At 35.8% G+C, this 17,128-nt stretch carries 11 protein-coding genes (1 of these 11 only partly in view); 1 reads left to right on the top strand and 10 read right to left on the bottom strand.

From position 1 onward, the window contains the following. The 9 genes from IPM92_11040 to IPM92_11000 all read right to left on the bottom strand — a co-directional run. On the bottom strand, positions 1-526 hold the 5' portion of the coding sequence (locus IPM92_11040) for a hypothetical protein (protein ID MBK9108874.1). It extends 149 nt beyond the left edge of the window; the window shows 526 of its 675 coding nt (coding positions 1-526); its start codon is at positions 524-526; the stop codon falls past the left edge of the window. 123 nt (positions 527-649) lie between these two features. Then, positions 650-1,246, bottom strand: coding sequence for a hypothetical protein (locus tag IPM92_11035; GenBank protein ID MBK9108873.1), 597 nt, complete (start codon positions 1,244-1,246; stop codon positions 650-652). Positions 1,247-1,292: 46 nt separating this feature from the next. Next, positions 1,293-1,883: a hypothetical protein gene (locus tag IPM92_11030; protein ID MBK9108872.1), complete on the bottom strand. Its 591-nt coding sequence runs from the start codon at positions 1,881-1,883 to the stop codon at positions 1,293-1,295. After that, positions 1,873-3,159 carry a hypothetical protein gene (locus IPM92_11025; GenBank protein ID MBK9108871.1) on the bottom strand — a complete coding sequence of 429 codons (1,287 nt, stop codon included), beginning with the start codon at positions 3,157-3,159 and terminating at the stop codon, positions 1,873-1,875. The genes IPM92_11030 and IPM92_11025 overlap by 11 nt, the downstream gene beginning before the upstream one ends. A 54-nt stretch (positions 3,160-3,213) precedes the next feature. Beyond that, positions 3,214-4,266 carry an AAA family ATPase gene (locus tag IPM92_11020; protein MBK9108870.1) on the bottom strand — a complete coding sequence of 351 codons (1,053 nt, stop codon included), beginning with the start codon at positions 4,264-4,266 and terminating at the stop codon, positions 3,214-3,216. A 71-nt stretch (positions 4,267-4,337) separates the two neighbouring features. Beyond that, positions 4,338-4,688, bottom strand: coding sequence for a helix-turn-helix domain-containing protein (locus IPM92_11015; GenBank protein ID MBK9108869.1), 351 nt, complete (start codon positions 4,686-4,688; stop codon positions 4,338-4,340). A gap of 86 nt (positions 4,689-4,774) precedes the next feature. Next, positions 4,775-6,118: a hypothetical protein gene (locus tag IPM92_11010; GenBank protein MBK9108868.1), complete on the bottom strand. Its 1,344-nt coding sequence runs from the start codon at positions 6,116-6,118 to the stop codon at positions 4,775-4,777. Positions 6,119-6,235: 117 nt separating this feature from the next. After that, positions 6,236-7,042 carry a T9SS type A sorting domain-containing protein gene (locus IPM92_11005; GenBank protein ID MBK9108867.1) on the bottom strand — a complete coding sequence of 269 codons (807 nt, stop codon included), beginning with the start codon at positions 7,040-7,042 and terminating at the stop codon, positions 6,236-6,238. Further along, complete coding sequence (locus IPM92_11000) at positions 7,011-11,840, bottom strand: PKD domain-containing protein (protein MBK9108866.1); 4,830 nt, start codon at positions 11,838-11,840, stop codon at positions 7,011-7,013. The genes IPM92_11005 and IPM92_11000 overlap by 32 nt, the downstream gene beginning before the upstream one ends. A 195-nt stretch (positions 11,841-12,035) precedes the next feature. Between IPM92_11000 and IPM92_10995 the strand changes: the two genes are divergently transcribed. Further along, positions 12,036-15,176 (top strand): gliding motility-associated C-terminal domain-containing protein, encoded by a 3,141-nt coding sequence (locus IPM92_10995; GenBank protein MBK9108865.1) that lies wholly within the window; start codon positions 12,036-12,038, stop codon positions 15,174-15,176. Here IPM92_10995 and IPM92_10990 read toward each other — a convergent pair. Beyond that, positions 15,171-16,433 (bottom strand): site-specific integrase, encoded by a 1,263-nt coding sequence (locus tag IPM92_10990; GenBank protein ID MBK9108864.1) that lies wholly within the window; start codon positions 16,431-16,433, stop codon positions 15,171-15,173. The genes IPM92_10995 and IPM92_10990 overlap by 6 nt on opposite strands. Positions 16,434-17,128: the final 695 nt, after the last annotated feature.

The raw sequence follows: 17,128 nt of genomic DNA, 5'->3' as shown, positions 1-17,128 counted from the left end.
TTGTTACAAAAATCGTTATCTGGTTATTCAAATTTATTTCGCCATTTTGAGCATTGCTTTTAATTTCGAAATGAGGTAAAAATATTCTATAAGTATTAGTCGAATAAAAATTGATTATTGAAACAATACTACCTAAAAACCGATTTAGCTTTCCAATTTTAAATTCTTCACTTGCAAATGTACTTCGGCCATCATATAACACTTTGATAAAATCATCTAATTCATAATTTAGATATTCTTTATAATATTTGCTTGTATAAAGATCTGCTTCAATGTTAAATGTTTGCATAATAAAATCACCTAATGTACTTTTAATATGCTTGACTTCGCTTTTATAATTAATTTTTTGTACAATAAAATGAAAGAGTTCATGAATTATTATTGACAAATAATAATCTCCCTGGCAAATTTCAGCAATAAAACAATTGAAAACAATAGTCTTATTGTCTTCATCAACTTTATATAACCAATCCTCTTGAGAATCCTTGAAATTAAAATTATAATTGCATTGAGATTTTTCAATCATAAAATAAAATTGATTCAAGTGCTTTTTATAATTATCAATTTCAGTTGTACTTAGCATATTCTGTAAACTTAACTTAAAACTAAGAATAAATTTCGTAATTTGCCCAAATTGTTGTGATAATTATTACATTTTGGTCCCATTTATATACCCCAACACATCCGGAAACCCTACCCTCTCACTTTCTCTAACTTTTTGAATTATCTTCAAATATCTCTTCGTCGGTACTCCGGCATAGTATCTTTTAAAATGCTTCGCTTCTAAATCCGTTACAAGGTTTTCGGCTTGTAATGCTATTTGAAGGTGTTTGTCAAATTTACGGTCCCTATGGCTTTTTGTTTGGTTTTTGTAATAATGGTCCAGAATTGCGAATCTGGAAATAAAATAACCCCGTTTGAAATACAATTTTCTGCAAAGCTTCTGAGTCCTGGGACAAACAAAATACCAGATATTTCCAGCTCCTAAATTTGATTCAACTCCTTTAAGCAAAATCCGTTCAGTAAAACCGGTTTCATTGTACGTATAATCCAAAATAATATGACAAATTTTGGCATCCATATCAACCTTTATTGAAACCCTGCCTCTTTCAGATCCACCTTGCATCCAATTCAATACACCGCTGTTAATTGCTCCTTTTCGCAAATAATTCCATTTCTTTAAATCTGAAATGGAAATACTGATAGCATGCTCTAATATAAACGGAAACGTACTAAATCTGGACATATAATTTTAATTTTTATAACCTAAATCCTTAAGGAACTTTAAATATTTAATCGTGATACCGCCGTACTTTAAATTCATCAGGCTCCCCAAGTTTATGGATCACGTTTTCAACTTTGGGTAATACAAATGGCAAGAGCTTACAAATTATACTAAGTCGTTGCAAAGATGCATGGTCCTTGAGCGTTTCGGGCAGTAGCTCAAGTTCCCTTTGTATGAACTCTTTGAGGCTCTCCCGAATGTTTCTTGTTAATGGCTTGGTATACTCAATTTGTGGTTTATCATTTTTTAGTCTTTCAGTTTTGCTATTTAATAGGGTCAAAACTTCCATTAAATCAATGCCCTTAAAATCGGTATTCTTCAAAAATTTGCAAACCCATTCGTAAACAAATAATTTTTGATCCGGAATCAATTTTTGCTTGTCGCATTCATCCTCAAAATCTTGAATTGCCCTCAAAGGTGTTTTGTGGTGCAATGCGAAAATGTTTATAGCTTTATCAAATAATAGTAATGGCATTTCAAGGATTTCAAAATTACCCTGTTTAATTACATCACAAAGCATTTCCAGGACATACTTGTTTCGATGTTCATTTCCGGTTTTAAAATGGCTTTCAAGCTGTTCAATTTCTTTAATTTTCATAGCAATTCAGATTTGTGGATAATGCATGTTTCAATTCCTGTAATCGTTTGAGGTATGGTAAAAAGGTTTGGTTTCCGTTGTTAGCTTTAACAATAGAAATGTTACTTTGAATGAATTTTGAACAGTTGGTAATTGGTAGAAATTTGTTCAAAATAATGGTTTGGGTTGGTAATGCTATTCTTTCAAAGTAGTTTTCAAGCTCAATAATTTCTTGGTTCCAGCTTCCTGAAATAGGATGTCCGGTTTTTCTGATGCTATTTATATTAACGGGCTGCCCAAATGTTTTCTCTTCAACGAATGCTTGGCCAGATGAGAGTGGTTCGGTAGGTTCGGCTCCAGGAAATACAAATTCTTTGTAATCGTATTTCACTAAATAGTCAGCCAGATCAAACCCTTTTTGCCTTTCCGCTTCGGTGGCTCTCCGTTCCAGTAAATCTGAAACTGAAAATGATGCCATGTGCGAAAGTTCTTTTGCTTTGCTGGTCCATTTATCAAACGCATTAAGGTCGGGAAATAGAATTACTTTTCGTCCCTTTAATATGCTGCACTTTTCAGCTGTCAGGTTGGTAAGGCTGCCTACGGCAAGCCAAATAAACAGGGGTAAATAAACGCTGGCAATTATAGCCGTTTTTTCGCTTTCAACGATGGCAACGGGTTTTGTTTTGTCAATTAGTAAATGTTCACCAAACAAACATTGGTTTAGTTCAAATTCGGTCAATTTAAGAGCTTTGTGCGCCCAAGTAATATGATTGAATGGTTCTTTTACTCTTTTGCCTGTATCAGGGCTGTAAAGCATTATTTTCCCCGTTCTTACTTTGCCTTGTGTATCTATTTGCCAAAATACCGTTGCACCGTTCCAATGCTTTGAGGTGGCAATAAAATAACGGCTTACCAGCTCGCCGGCAAGCTCAACCCCGAACAGTTTAATGAGAAACTGTACAAAGTGGTTTGTTTCGTGTGCCTTCAGGCTGGATTTAAATACATCAACAGGAATAAACGAAATGGGCTTTGGTTTGGGTAAAATGTATTGGGGCTTGTGCGGTTTAAGCTTGGGTGTATCAAATAAAATATGGTTATCTTGAAAATATTGTTTTGGGGTGTAATGGTAGCCGCAATTAATTTCACGGTTGCACTTGCCAACGCTGGGATGTAAGTGTTGACCTGTTTCCGTGTCGATGTATCGGGAAAAGGTTTTATCCCTTTGTTGGCAACTTGGGCAACGGTAACGGGTGTTCATTCCCTTGTACAGTTCTAATATGTATCGGTGTTTATTCATTTATTGCCTTTTTAGCGTAACAGGTGTAACACTTGTAACATGGTATTACAGATGTTACAGTGTGTTACAATCCTTTAATATCCTGCTTGCTTTCATGTGGGAAATACCCAGTTGAGCCCCTATTTCCCTAAGGCTTCGCCCTTGTCTCTTTAGTTCGTTTACCTTTTCATTCAGTTTTTCTTTGTCCTTTTCAGTGTGTTGCTTCAAATGTTCACATTCCTTACCGAAATTCACAAATTCAAACATTAAGAAATTATGGGGCTTATCAATTTGACAAACACAAACATTTTCAGAATCGTAAATTTGTCCGGTGTTCCGTTGCTTAATCTGTTTCAAGTATCGTAAATTTTTATCGCTATGGCTTTCACCTATTGAAAAGGAACTATCACAAAAGTTTATTAGCATTTTACTTCCTTGCAGATCATTCCTTGTGATGGGTTTTGTCAAATCCCTTTTGGGAGTGTGTGCCAAAGCAAGAATAGACAGCCCATATTTTGATTTTAATGCTTTTAATAGTTTCATCAATGGCAAGGCATCTTTTGCTTTCTCGGTTTCACTTTTGAGATAAGTGATATTGTCAATGATAAGAATTTTAGCCCCGGTTTCAACTATGCTCCTCTCCAATGAAGAATATAGAAACTCCTCAAATGACTGACCTCCCGGAATTTCAGCTTCCGGATTCAATTCAATCCGCAAGAAATTGTCGCTAAAAGAATAATGATCCTTAAAATTTAAGGAGTACCGGTTCTCAAATTGCTTATCAGATAACTCAAAATCGAAATAGAGCACTTTTTGGTTATCCGATTCCAATTTAAAACCTGGTATAAATTCTCCTTGACTTATGCTATTTCCAATTTGCACGGCCAGAATGGACTTACCCAAATTAGTATCTGCAAATAAAAAGCATAATTCACCCTCAAACCAAAATTCACCAAATAGCATTTTAGGGATTGGTCTCATTTTTGCCTGCTCCAACCATTGATTAGCTGTTTTTACCTTAAACAGGTCTTTATTTTGATAAGATTCCTCAGTCGAATATTTGAGCTTATTAATTTCTTGTTTAATTTCATCAACCCCAATAAAGGTTTCAAAATCAAAACTGGGCATTATTCTCGCATCTCCCTGGCATTGATTTAGCTCAATATTGCCAGAATGACAGGAAATAGGATTGATGTTATTCATTTCCGGCCTCCTTTTGCTTTTAATAAGTATTCCGGAATGGTTTCATGATCAGGTACAATGCTCACCTTTTTACTACATTTTAGCCAGGTATCGATTTCCGATTTGAGAAATCTCAATTTTTTTGCACCTTTTCGGTGTGGGATCGATTGATTATGAACCCAACCGTAAACAGTCATTTTAGATGGTTTATCCGGAAGATAAGCACACAGCTCCTTTAGGTCAAACCATTGGTCTTGTTCTGTTAAGGTGGCTTTATCCCTATCACTCAAGAGTTGCTTAATAATAACCACCTCTTTGTAAAGTTCAGCCACTGCCTTTGGCAATTCATTAAATGTTATTTCGTACATATCCTATGATTTTGTAATATTTCATAGGTGCAAGGTATGCGGTGGATAAGTGGCTACAAGGTGGGAAAGAAGTGATTTTGTGGATATTAAGATTTGTTATTGTGTTTCAATAAGTCGTCCCAATATTGGGGCTTGGAAGTAAATTTCTTATAATTTGCTGTTTCTCTGTAATCTCTATTCTCCTTATCTTTTAAGTTTGGGAAAGTTATTTCCAGGAATTGAAATAGACTCTTAGGATATTCAACGTTTGGGTACATTTCTTTGAACATTAAATAAAACGCATATCTCAACTCACCTACTTTATAATGAACTGAAGGAATGGGTTGCAAATTTTTTGGTAATTCCAAATTTTCAAAATATGTATTTACAAATCCGATTAACCGATGATAATCTGATCCCACCAAGTACTTTTGGTTCGTGAGCGTTTTACCATTCAAAAAGTACAAGTATTTTTCCGCAATTGAAACATCATTTGAATCATTCCTATATTCTAATTTATAGGAATTTTGCCGTTCAATGCCTCGGCTATTACTCATGTTAAATCTTTCTTCGAATACATTATTAAAATGTAATAAGGTTGGTGCCCAATCACTGCTTTGATTTGTTAATTGGGCATCGTCGAACAATGATTTTAAAAAGTGGGATTTAATCTCAGGATTTTTAAACAGGTTAGCAGTTGTTTCAATTTTTGCCAATAACTTTGAAATATTTACTTTGAGTTTGTTGTTAATCCTAAACTCGTTATAGGCAAAACCCGATAAGGGATGACGGTTAAATGATTCTACAAATACATTAAATTCCAAATCAGTAAGTTCAATTTCCAAGGCTTCGTTTAATATCCTTATTGTCGAGGGACAGCATACAAGTATAGCTCTACCTCCAATTTCTGAAATTTGTTTAATCTTTATTAAATCATTCTCTATTTTTAGGTTTGAGGAATCATGGACAAATGTATTTTCAAGATTCCTTATTTCGGAATGATCTACTTCCATTTTTGCACTTTTATCAATCAATTCTATAAGACGGGGAACTACTTCATTGTCAAAAAGCAAAAGAGCGTCAACCCAATATTTTTGAGTGTTAACCCAGCTTACCAATTTGATAACACTTTTAATAAAATACTCCTTTTCAATTCCTTTGAGAAGTTTAGCAATTGCAACTATTTTATTTTTATGTAATTTGACGTCATATTGTTGAGTTTTGGGGTTAATCTGAAAAGAAAAATTTACCAGAGCATTGGGATTTGAGAATATTTGCTCAAAGAGTATCGTAGTCTTTTCGTTTTGACTGATTTGTTGTAAACCGGATAATACAGCTCTACACACAACGGGCCGGTCTATACCAACCCATTTTGTATTCAATTCGATTTTATTATTCAAATAATTCAGGTAATATTTCGTACCCATTTTTATCAACTCCATTTCTTTCATCGCTTTTATAAATTACCTTTTCAATATCGCATGTATCCCTTTCATTTTTGGCGAATTACTAAAATAGCATGGATCTAAATCAATCCATGCTTTTAGTCCATTATATTTAATCAAATCTTACTTTAAAACAATCATCCGTTTCGATTTGACAATTATATCATCAGATTGTAGAAAGATGGTATATACTCCATTGGCCATGCCAGTTGAGTTGAGCAGAATTTCTCCTTGTTGATTACATCTATCCAAACGAGTAACCTCCTTACCATTTGTATCAATAATTCTTATTACGTTCATTTTATCAAACTGTTTGAACTTGTAGATGACTCTAAAGTTATCCTTTACTGGATTAGGAACAATTGTCAGCCAGGAATCATCAAAAGATTCTATATGATTATTGTACCTGAACAATAACATACCACATGAATCAAGCGGCCAGGACTCATTGTAACAATAATCGTTTGAAGTTAAAAAATCATGATACGAAACAGTAAAATGTCCAACTGTCGTGTCCTGGTTTGCTATAAACCCACCCATTTGATCATTACCTGGAGGAAACATGACATCAATAATTTGTCCATTATTTAAATTAAGAGGGTTTAGAAATACCAGATCCTCTTCGGAGCCAGTTTGAATTAATTCGAAACTCCAAAACAGCTCATTTTCTGACCATGAACCATTACATATGTTTGAAAATGACAAGAATTGCGTACCGGTATTAAACAAACCACAGCCGCTTAAGTCAATACAAAACGGAACGTTACATGAAATATCACAATTAGCACCTGTAACCCTCAAGACTAAAACACCACAAAGCACACTACCTATCGTTGGCATTGGTAATGATAAAGAAATAATAGGTTCTGTTGAGCCTGGTACCCAATTATAATTTTGCTCAAAAGCAATTTGTGTACCAGGATAAAGCACTTTTACATTTAAATTTGTGCAACCAGGATTTTGACCAAAAAATATTACTTGGGATAATACGTATGTCTGTAGTAAAATACCCATATTGTGGGTAATGACATAGTATACAACCAACATTTTGTATCATACATTCCTGTGGATCATCAGGACAACATTCATATTCAACAGGAATTGTTGATTCACATCTTAATTCTTCAAAACAAATTGCCAATGTTACAGTATCTAATCCATCACAAGCTCCAATGGCTTGTCGTACATATGCCCTGAGTTCTGTCTTTCCATTGCTCAGCTTTCTGGTTTCAACAGAGCCGACTATTTCCAATTTGCCAAATAAAATCCCATCCGTTGGACAAATTTCAAATTCATCAGGTAATTCAAAAATGCCTTTAACATTGTAATAGTCATAGCCACTTTGGGTCTTGTCATGGATTATATCGATTTGACTGGAGATAATTTCCTCACAACTGCAGGGCTTTGTCAAAAAATGAAAAGGTTCAGAAATGTACTCGCATTGATAATTATCTCTTACCCAAAGTCTGATATATTTATTTTTCATCAATGGGCTTAATACAATGGAAGGTTGCACAGAAGTTTGCTGATTGCCTAAATCTTGCTCAAAAGATGCCAAAGTTTCATCACCGAATAATTTAAATTGCGATATGGGAATTGGACCACCAGTATTATCAATAAAGCCAAATAACTTAGGTGACAATGGATCATTGTCATAGAGCATTGAATCACAAAGAGTATAAACTCCTTCCAGATTGATATGTAACAATGGGTTAGGAAATATAATTTTGAATCCAGCTGAAATACAACCTTCAGGTGAAATGTAATTTGCAGTATAGGTTCCTGCCGTATTCGTGAGAATAAATAGCCCTGTGCTGATTTCGGTCTGTTCTAAAAACCAGGTAACTTCCCTGCTTGAGGTTTCCCTGATTTTCAGAAGTCTTGGATTGCAAGAAATCGTATCTACAGCCAAAGTTATCTGAGGTTTAGGCAATACCGTGATATCAAGTTCTAAGAATGCGCAGATTTCGTTTGGATTTGAGGTTTTATATGCCTCAACTATTAATGTAATTGAGCCTGTATAATTCTGAACAGAAAATAGTATCGGGTCTAAATTGCTACCAACACTGTATTTAGTGTTGTCTCCGGGCTTCAAATAGTATGCACTGTAGCCGTAAATAGGATTGAGATTTCTGAAAAAAGTATAAATATCTTTTGTCAGAATTAGTTCGCATCCATATTGATTCTTAACAGTCAATGTTATTGTATAACTTCCATCTGATGCATAAACTTTATTTGGATTTGCTGCAAACGAAAAACTACCATCACCAAATTGCCAATAGTACGATGTGATCTGGTCTGCACCTGTACCTTGCAGCCCAAATTCGACAATAGAACCTTCACAGGCCTTGATGTCTGGTTGAAATGCAAGATCAAAAACTTCAGGCAACTCAATATTTGTTTGAGTAGTACAAGACTTACCGCCGTAATCTCCAATTAAGATAAGAGTAAAATTACTGCTCAGGCTTGCTGGAGGTATGACGATTTCTTCCCCACTTCCAAGTACATTGGAAGTATTATCCTTATACCATGTATAAGTAGCTCCAGGAAGAAATGGCACAGAATAAAGACTTCCTACAGCTTTCGCCCTGAGCTGATATTCTATACCTGTACATTCAAACTGCGATACAATTCTCGGCACGATATTAATTATTACAGGCCTTACATCGCTTTCAGGGGTAATACAGGTATCTACCATGCTTCCCGTCTGATATACGGTGGCATTGAGCGTAACGGAAAACACACCGGCTTTCTTAAACTCTGATTGGCGGAGTAATAACTGACCAGGATTTTCGATTTCATATTTCGGATTTGTAAAACCGTCGTTAACAGCCCACCAACGACTTTTGACTGGATAAAAGAATGGGTCGGGTAATATTACTCCATGATACTTATATATTGTACATCCTTCCCATCCATCTTCAATTATATTTACAGTCACCGGATCGTGTTCACATTCTCCTTGATTAATAATGCATAAAGGGATATCAAATGTATCTGCGATTATGCATTTTCGATTTATAGCATTGTGATCTGTTCGCACTATGACTTGGGCTCCTATGTATGGTCCATTGATAGATTGTTCCAGTTCTAAGTATGGCAATGTAGTGGTATAATACTCGGTGGCACTATTTGGTTTGGTCACTTCCCAGCGATATTCTGAAACACCTGCAAATTGAGTTGTGTAGAATTTTAAAATATAACTGTCTTCAGGTTCTAAACAATCTAATGGAATGCAATCTTCAACTGTATTATTGTTTTGATCAATCCTACATTTATAAGGGTAAATGTCAATTTTTTCCTGATTAAAAGCAGTCACCCAGCCATTTGCATAATTTTGATCATAACAATTGGAACTTTCATTCCAACTTACTTTTACAAAGTAACTCCCTTCGGTTTGATAGATATAGTACGCAACATTTGTCGGTGTTGTCATCGTCGTTCCATCGCCAAAATCCCAGAAATATTCATCAGCACCAAAAGCGTTTACGACCAGAGCACTCGACTGATCAACACAAGGGTTTCCTAATATAACCGGTGAAGTCCCTTTATTAACAGTAACGAGTAGTTCATAATATTTACTCAGGTTACAATCCAGAATATCTACAATTACCTTAGCCTGGGTAGATTGGCTCACATTATTCCATTCAACTGTCACCACATGCGAACTTTGACCGGCAATGATCTGCCCAACTGATGGAGGATCAATACGCCAGGTATAGGATTGGGCATTGGGATAATTGATGGTGTATTCGGTTGTAGATGCATTGCAAACAGGATTAGGACCACTTATAGCTGCGGTCAGGTTTTCTTTACTGAACACAGCAAGCGAGGTCCACTCAGATTCACAATCGCCTTGTATCCAACGGGCCGATACTTGATACGTGGTTTGATTGGTGAACCACAAAATCATTATATGATTTTTCATTGGTTGACCTGTAATGGTTCCACCAATAATATCCCATTCTACATCACCTGGTGATGTTTCGACAATACTGTACATATATTCCTGTCCGGGACATATATATGGTTGGCCTGTTATTTCAATTGGGCTTTGGACCGGATTTTTAACCGTGAATTGCAAATTCTGACTGCACTCCATACTATTCATCTGCACCTGTGCAAATAAATTATAGATACCTGCTTTAACCAACAGATCTTTACTTACAAGTAAAGGATAATCTGTAGTATTTAATACTTCGATGCCATTGTACAACAATGACCAATGGACTGTCATATTTGAATTGTAATTTTCGATGCTAAAACTGGCATCTGTCCCATAACAATGCACCGGAGTTTGATCAATGATTTTGTTATCATAAACATTTACTTGTAATGTGCCGGTAGCTGTACAATTTATTATACTTGAACTTAAATTCAAAACGACCGTAAATGTACCTGTAAAACCACTGCTGATCCTGACGGTAAACTCATTTGATTTTTCCGTTTTGATAAAATTTTCGGTTCCCTGTCCCGTGACATCCCAGTCATATTCAAACCCCGGCCATTTTGGAGCTGAATATATAACACCAATATTGGGTTCAACATAGCAAATAGTTTGTGTACCACTGATATAATTGTCTAAGTCTGATGGAATAATGAACACATGCTCTTTGCTTGTAGCATTACAAATCGAAGATTGACAATTGGAAGGGGTGACAAAAATAGTCCCAACACCACCTGGGCCGGGTTGCTGCCAGATTACATTGGCTGCCGGATTATTCCCAGGAGCCGGATTAAATTGGCCATGTTCAACAGCCCAAACATATTGCTGACAAACATCATCTACCGAGTAATGTATTTCTTCTCCTTCACATACAGTATTTCTGATGTTGTTGATTTGCAATTTTGTGTTTTGATCGACTGTAACGAAAACTTCTTTTATCATTTTACATTTAGTGATGTTGTATCCGGTAAGCCTTACTGTGTAGTTGCCAGGATCAAGATATGAAGTTAAAAATGGAGTATTTATGGATCTGGTAGATGAACTTGATAATGTGGATCCAGCCTGTATCAATTCCCAGACATAAAGATTGTCATTTTCATGTACTGAGTTATTGGTAAAGAGGATTTCATCACCGAGACAAATATTCAAAAGCGAAGGATCGTTGCCCCCGTACCATTGAAAGTCAATGACAGGTGGATCAAATAAATTGAGCTGGATACATAAGGTTCTCATACATAAATTAATCAGATTTTGAACAACGAGACATAATTCTCCTGTAGGCTGATTTCCGGAATTAAATTCTACTGTATTTGAATTATTACCAACCGGTATGCCGTTGTAAGTCCACGAATACGAATAATCACCATGCTGCATTGTCAGAAATTTCAAATCGGTGTTTTTACAAAAGTTGTACGTTTTGTTCTCTGACGCACCACCTTCATTAGGTATGGGTTTTATGTCAAATTCTTCAAAATGAGCAACTGAAATATTCAATGAGCAAATGGAAACGATCGCCCCGGTGGAAGATCTGATCTCAGCCAATAAAGTTTCTGTACCGGTTTTTTCCCATTGGATCATGCAATGATCTATATTGATGGTTATAAATTTGCCTAAGCGGTTGACCAACCGCCATCGAACTGTCTGATCAGGACCAGGGTTGATGTTGTAAACATATTCAATGGTTTTGCAAACGTCTACTGGTCCGGAAATGGTACATTGTGAATAAACTGAAGTACAAAACAATGCTATTATTGCAATAGCAAAAATCGTTTTTGGGTTCATAAGAAAGGTTTATATTGTTAAAAAATAAATTTCCTTAACATTTAAACGGTATATGGGTTCTTACTTCCTTTTTGGATTCTTTTCGATTGCTAAAATAGGCCGATTTACCTATCTTTGTCAAGTAACAGTTTGACTTTAACTTATGAGAAAGCGTTTACTTGTGTAAAAGGATCATCTCAATAAGCTTATACACTGATGAAAAATGTATATAAAATTTGTTTATATTTTTTATTGATCCTTGGGATGGGCATTTATTGGCCAATAACAGAATTTAACAATTTTGAAAACGAAACCAAACTAATTAATTTTTATTTTCAAAAAGGTGATGCAAATCAATTTAAAGTCGAAATAAATCCAATCCTATTGAGCAGAACATTAATCTTAAAAAATGATATCAACAATAAATTAAAATTGCCTTCATTTGGGTCACAAATCGACAATTGTCTAACAGGTCTTGAGGCTTCGATATGGTATATGGGCAAACATAGTCTAAACTGGAATCGGGGTTTTCCGGCAGTGGATACCGGATTTAGCGGATATGGAGGAGAAGCCCATACCTCAATTTGTGATCGTAATGGAAAATTATTATTTTATACCAACAATAATGAGATTTTTAATTCTAATCATCAGGTGATGGACAATGGAAATATCAATTCACCATTTGGATTAGCCGGAGCTTCTTCCACCATGAATTTAGTTTTACCCCAACCGGGAACCGATTCTTTGTATTGGATATTTTACCCAGGACAGATTACAGACCAAACAGACACTTTTGCAAAAACGCTCAGATATGCTATCATCGACATGAGTCAAAACGGGGGCTTGGGTAAGGTGATCTTAAAACACCAGATATTGATGGATACTACCTCAGAACGAGTGGAAGGCATCCGCCACTGTAATGGAAAAGACTGGTGGATCATAGGTCAAAATGCAATTACCGAGCAATTTACGGTGTGGCTGTTAGATAAAAATGGATTAAGCTTAAATGGGATTTTCATTTCGGGGATTGTGAATAACTTTGATCAAAAATATTATTTATGGGGTTATCTAAAATCTTCTCATAGCGGTTCTGTTATTGTGGAGGCAACCGGAGGTTTTGATGGAGTAAATAGAGTTTTCTTAAATGCAATAGAACTGCATCGTTTTGACCCAATGACCGGAACAATTTACGGTGGAGTACCATTGAGTTTTAATTTATTTAATGAATGGGTATACGGATCCGAATTTTCTTCAGACGACACAAAATTGTATATCACCGGAAGTAAAATTTGGCAAATAGATTTGAGTATGTTAGATACTGCAGTAATTAATTCAAGTATAGTACCAATTTTGGATCAGAGGAAGCGTAGCATAGGTGCACCAGTATTGGGTCCTGATAATAAAATATATATCACCGACGTTTTTAGTAGTTTGAATTTATATACAATATCCAAACCAAATGAGAAAGGCCTTGCCTGTGATTTCCAATCACAAGGATTTTATTTAGGGGAAGGCTCAGGACTTGGAGCGCCTCATTTTGCACAAGGCCTGCAGTTTCCTTACCGGCTCTTTACGCATGGTCCTTATGAGTTTTGCGCCGATACGACGGTGCGTTATGTGTTGACCGATCCTTGTCCGCATCCTGATTTGCAATGGGTTTTACCTGACGGAGGAGTCATCGTAAACCAAAACGGGGATACCATCGATGTTTATTTTGCAGATCCCGGGTATAAACGGGTGATTGCAGCTTATCTTACTCTATGCGGATATAAAAGTGACACCCTAAAAATAAAAGTGAATAATTGTAATTGCCAACCGGCGTTTGAGTGGTTACAACGAGATACATCAATATGCAGTGGCAGTACCGCTACATTTAAGTTCAATTCAAATGCAGACAGCATTTTTGTCAATGGAAATTTTCTTACTTCTGATAGCTTCGAGATCGCTTCTCTGACTAATGATACATGTCTGGATGTCAAAATCCATTTTGCAGAATTTTGTGACAGTACTCTGTCGTTGTGCATTTATACAAAAAAACAAGCTGTTGTTCAAAGGGACAGTATTGTGTTCTGTCCGGGAGATAGTCTTTTCATTGCGAATGTTTATTATTTTTCAGATACCCTTTTAATCTTCAATTATCAAGATCAATCAGGATGTGATTCCGTTTCATATCTTCAACTACTGACCTTCCTTCCAACCATTTCATCCACAGAACAGGTTTGGATCTGTCCGGGTGATTCAGTACAAGTTGGGCAACAATGGTATGAGGATAGTATTGATATTGTTCAAACGTATTCAGATAGGAATGGATGTGATTCAAATCATGTAATTTATATCAGGGTCTATCCTGAGAATCTACCCAATCAGTTTAATCATATCATGTGCAGGGGGGACTCCGTATTGTTCTCAGGAGTTTGGTATAAAGACAGTATTCAAAAAGAATTGGTAAATCAGGACTCAAATGGCTGTGATTCAGTATGGAACCTTAATATAAAACTGTATCCTTTGAGCTTACCCGACACCAACAGATATGAAATATGTCCAGGAGATTCAATTAAGCTTAATGGTCAATGGATTTATGATACTTTGAAGATTGAATCTCATTATCAAAACCAAAATGGCTGTGATTCAGTTCATAGAACGATCGTTAGCTACAAAGGCATTCCACAAGCAAAGAATCTTCAATATTTTATTTGTCAGGGCGATTCAATATATATCGCAAATGCCTGGATCCAAGAAGAAATGAATTGGACCATCCGAAAACAAAACCAAAGCAGTTGCGATTCGGTTTTTCATTATCAGATCAAATGGTATGATGAAATCCGGGTTGATGTACTCAATGAGTTACAAATCGATGAAGGAGATTCCTTGGTATTGGATCCTTATTATTCATCCAATGTAAATCAGGTAAATTGGTCACCATCTACCGGACTGAGTTGTACAAATTGTTTACGTCCCAAAGTAAGTCCTGCAAAAGATACCAAATACTACATCATCGTACAAGATGACAATGGTTGCACTGCGATTGACTCCATACTCATAAGGATTATTAAAAAGGAAAAGGAGTTGTATGTCCCTAATAGTTTTAGTCCAAATGGAGATAATCTCAATGATCGCTGGGGACCTGTGTTGGAGGAGGGAAACGGGATGGTTGAAAGCATCCAATTGTTTGACCGTTGGGGTAATCTTGTTTTTGAATGTAGCGGCTTACAAATTAAAAATGGCCTATGTGCGAAATGGGATGGTAGTGCACGGGGTAAAAAATGCCAGCCAGGAGTTTATGTTTATCAAATCATCTGGAGGAATAAGTCAGGAGTACTACAACAGAAAGTGGGAGATGTGAGTTTGGTTTTATAGATCCAAAAAATCCATCAGATCATTGCTGATCGTCTTTTTGGTATCATCATCAAAACCGGCAAAATAATTCTGGGTAGTTTTTTTATCACTATGGCCAAAAGCTTCGCCAACGACCTCCATGCTTTTACCTGAACGTATCAAACTTGTGGCAAAACTATGCCTTGCCCAATAACTGGAAATTTCATCTGTGATTCCATTATTAGCTGCCAATACTTTCAGATTCTGATTAACGAATCTTCTAAAATTCTTAATCTTGTTGAATTTTATTATTTCAGAATCCTGGTCTGAAATAATAGGGAAGATTAAACTTTTTGGACTTTGTGCTGGAATGCAATACTTGTCAATAATTTCTTTTGCAATTTGATTTAAATAAATGGTTATAGGTTTTTGATTTTGCTTTGTCGTGTTTTTTGTTTTTGCACGTAAAAATGTCAGTTTATCATCCTGCAAATTATTATATCTCAATAAAGCAATATCCTTGAGATTCATACCATTACAAAAAAACGAAAGAAACCAGAAATCTTTGGCTTTTCCCTGTTCCGGATTATTTGGTTTAGAATCAAATAATATTTTTAATTGAGCCTTATTCAAAGCTTTCTTTACTTTTTTGTAGTTTGGTATCAGGTATTTATTTTTTCCAAATGGAAGAATTTCTGAGTCAATATCTTTATCAGCAATGGCATTGTGGAAAATAGCTCTTAGGCAACGCAGATACATTGATACGGTGGTTGTACTCCTGTGCATCACCTCAATCATATATTTCTCATATCTTTCAAGCCATAATGGAGTAATTTCCCTATAAAACAACTTATGAACTTCTTTACCGGTAAAATTAGTTACAAAAGCCATTATGGACTTTAGACTTAATTCATAAAGCTGTGCGGTTCCTATTTGGTCCAGCAATTTCAGCCTATCTATTTGTTCCTGGTATTTTAATAACACATTTTGCCGATCACCTTTTACCGTTTTTAGCGATTTGTCAAATTCCTCAAAGTCAAATGGAACCAAATTATAGGCTTTATCTAAAGCCATTTTTTCAAGAGCCTGGAGCTTTTCTCTGATTGATCTATGTTCTTTAGTAGGCTTTGAAGTAAGCCAGATGTTTTGAAACTCCTTTTCTGTAAAGTCGTAAATAGTAGGATATAGCTTTTGTCTCCTGGGTTCCGGAGTAAATACCCTTAGTTTGAGTGGATATTTCTTGTTCGCTTTTTCATACCGTTTATCCAGGACCAAAGAAATAAAAACCTGCTTTTCCATATCTTTTAGAATATACACAAAAATAATACATTTGCATACAGTTTGCATACAGAAATGCATAATAAACATATAATAACAATATATAATATGATAACAAGTGCCTGTATTACAATGCGTTTAACGATATAATAGGGAATAAAACAATGATAAGATTAAGCAAATATTATGCCTTGCACGCAGGGGGTCCTGGGTTCGAATCCCTGATCCTCCACTTATAAAGGCTGTCCATTTGGGCAGCCTTTTTTATTTCCATCATTTTAGGTTCGAATGCTGACGAACAAGGCTTTCGTATTTTGTTTTTCTTTCTGGTTTCCGTGCCTTGTTGTCAGCATGCCGACATCCCCTCATTCTATTTCCTTTTCTTAACTATTGCTTTCTTCAGGGATCGTCGGCATCCCTGATCCTCCACTAAGGTTCCAGTCAAAAGACTGGAACCTTTTTCTTTTACGCCTAGTCTTTACGTCAATTTTATCCGCACAGGTTCGAATGCTGACGAACAAGGCTTTCTTATTTTATTTTTCTTTCTAATTTCCGTGCCTTGTTGTCAGCATGCCGACATCCCCTTATTCCATTTCCTTTTCTTAACTATTGCTTTCTTCGGGGATCGTCGGCATCCCTGATCCTCCACTGATAAAGGCTGTCCATTTGGGCAGCCTTTTTTTTATTTCATTTTCAGTTCGAATGCATTGAAGGAT

The organism is Saprospiraceae bacterium (genome assembly GCA_016719615.1).
Lineage (GTDB): Bacteria > Bacteroidota > Bacteroidia > Chitinophagales > Saprospiraceae > Vicinibacter.
Note: the sequence above shows the minus strand (reverse complement) of the source record. Positions and strands in the feature narration are given on the sequence as shown.

Bases quoted from the DNA above. Each gene is read 5' to 3' on its own strand.
- IPM92_11035 (MBK9108873.1), bottom strand. From the start codon at position 1,246: ATGTCCAGATTTAGTACGTTTCCGTTTATATTAGAGCATGCTATCAGT.
- IPM92_11030 (MBK9108872.1), bottom strand. From the start codon at position 1,883: ATGAAAATTAAAGAAATTGAACAGCTTGAAAGCCATTTTAAAACCGGA.
- IPM92_11025 (MBK9108871.1), bottom strand. From the start codon at position 3,159: ATGAATAAACACCGATACATATTAGAACTGTACAAGGGAATGAACACC.
- IPM92_11020 (MBK9108870.1), bottom strand. From the start codon at position 4,266: ATGCCCAGTTTTGATTTTGAAACCTTTATTGGGGTTGATGAAATTAAA.
- IPM92_11015 (MBK9108869.1), bottom strand. From the start codon at position 4,688: ATGTACGAAATAACATTTAATGAATTGCCAAAGGCAGTGGCTGAACTT.
- IPM92_11010 (MBK9108868.1), bottom strand. From the start codon at position 6,118: ATGAAAGAAATGGAGTTGATAAAAATGGGTACGAAATATTACCTGAAT.
- IPM92_11000 (MBK9108866.1), bottom strand. From the start codon at position 11,840: ATGAACCCAAAAACGATTTTTGCTATTGCAATAATAGCATTGTTTTGT.
- IPM92_10995 (MBK9108865.1), top strand. From the start codon at position 12,036: ATGAAAAATGTATATAAAATTTGTTTATATTTTTTATTGATCCTTGGG.
- IPM92_10990 (MBK9108864.1), bottom strand. From the start codon at position 16,433: ATGGAAAAGCAGGTTTTTATTTCTTTGGTCCTGGATAAACGGTATGAA.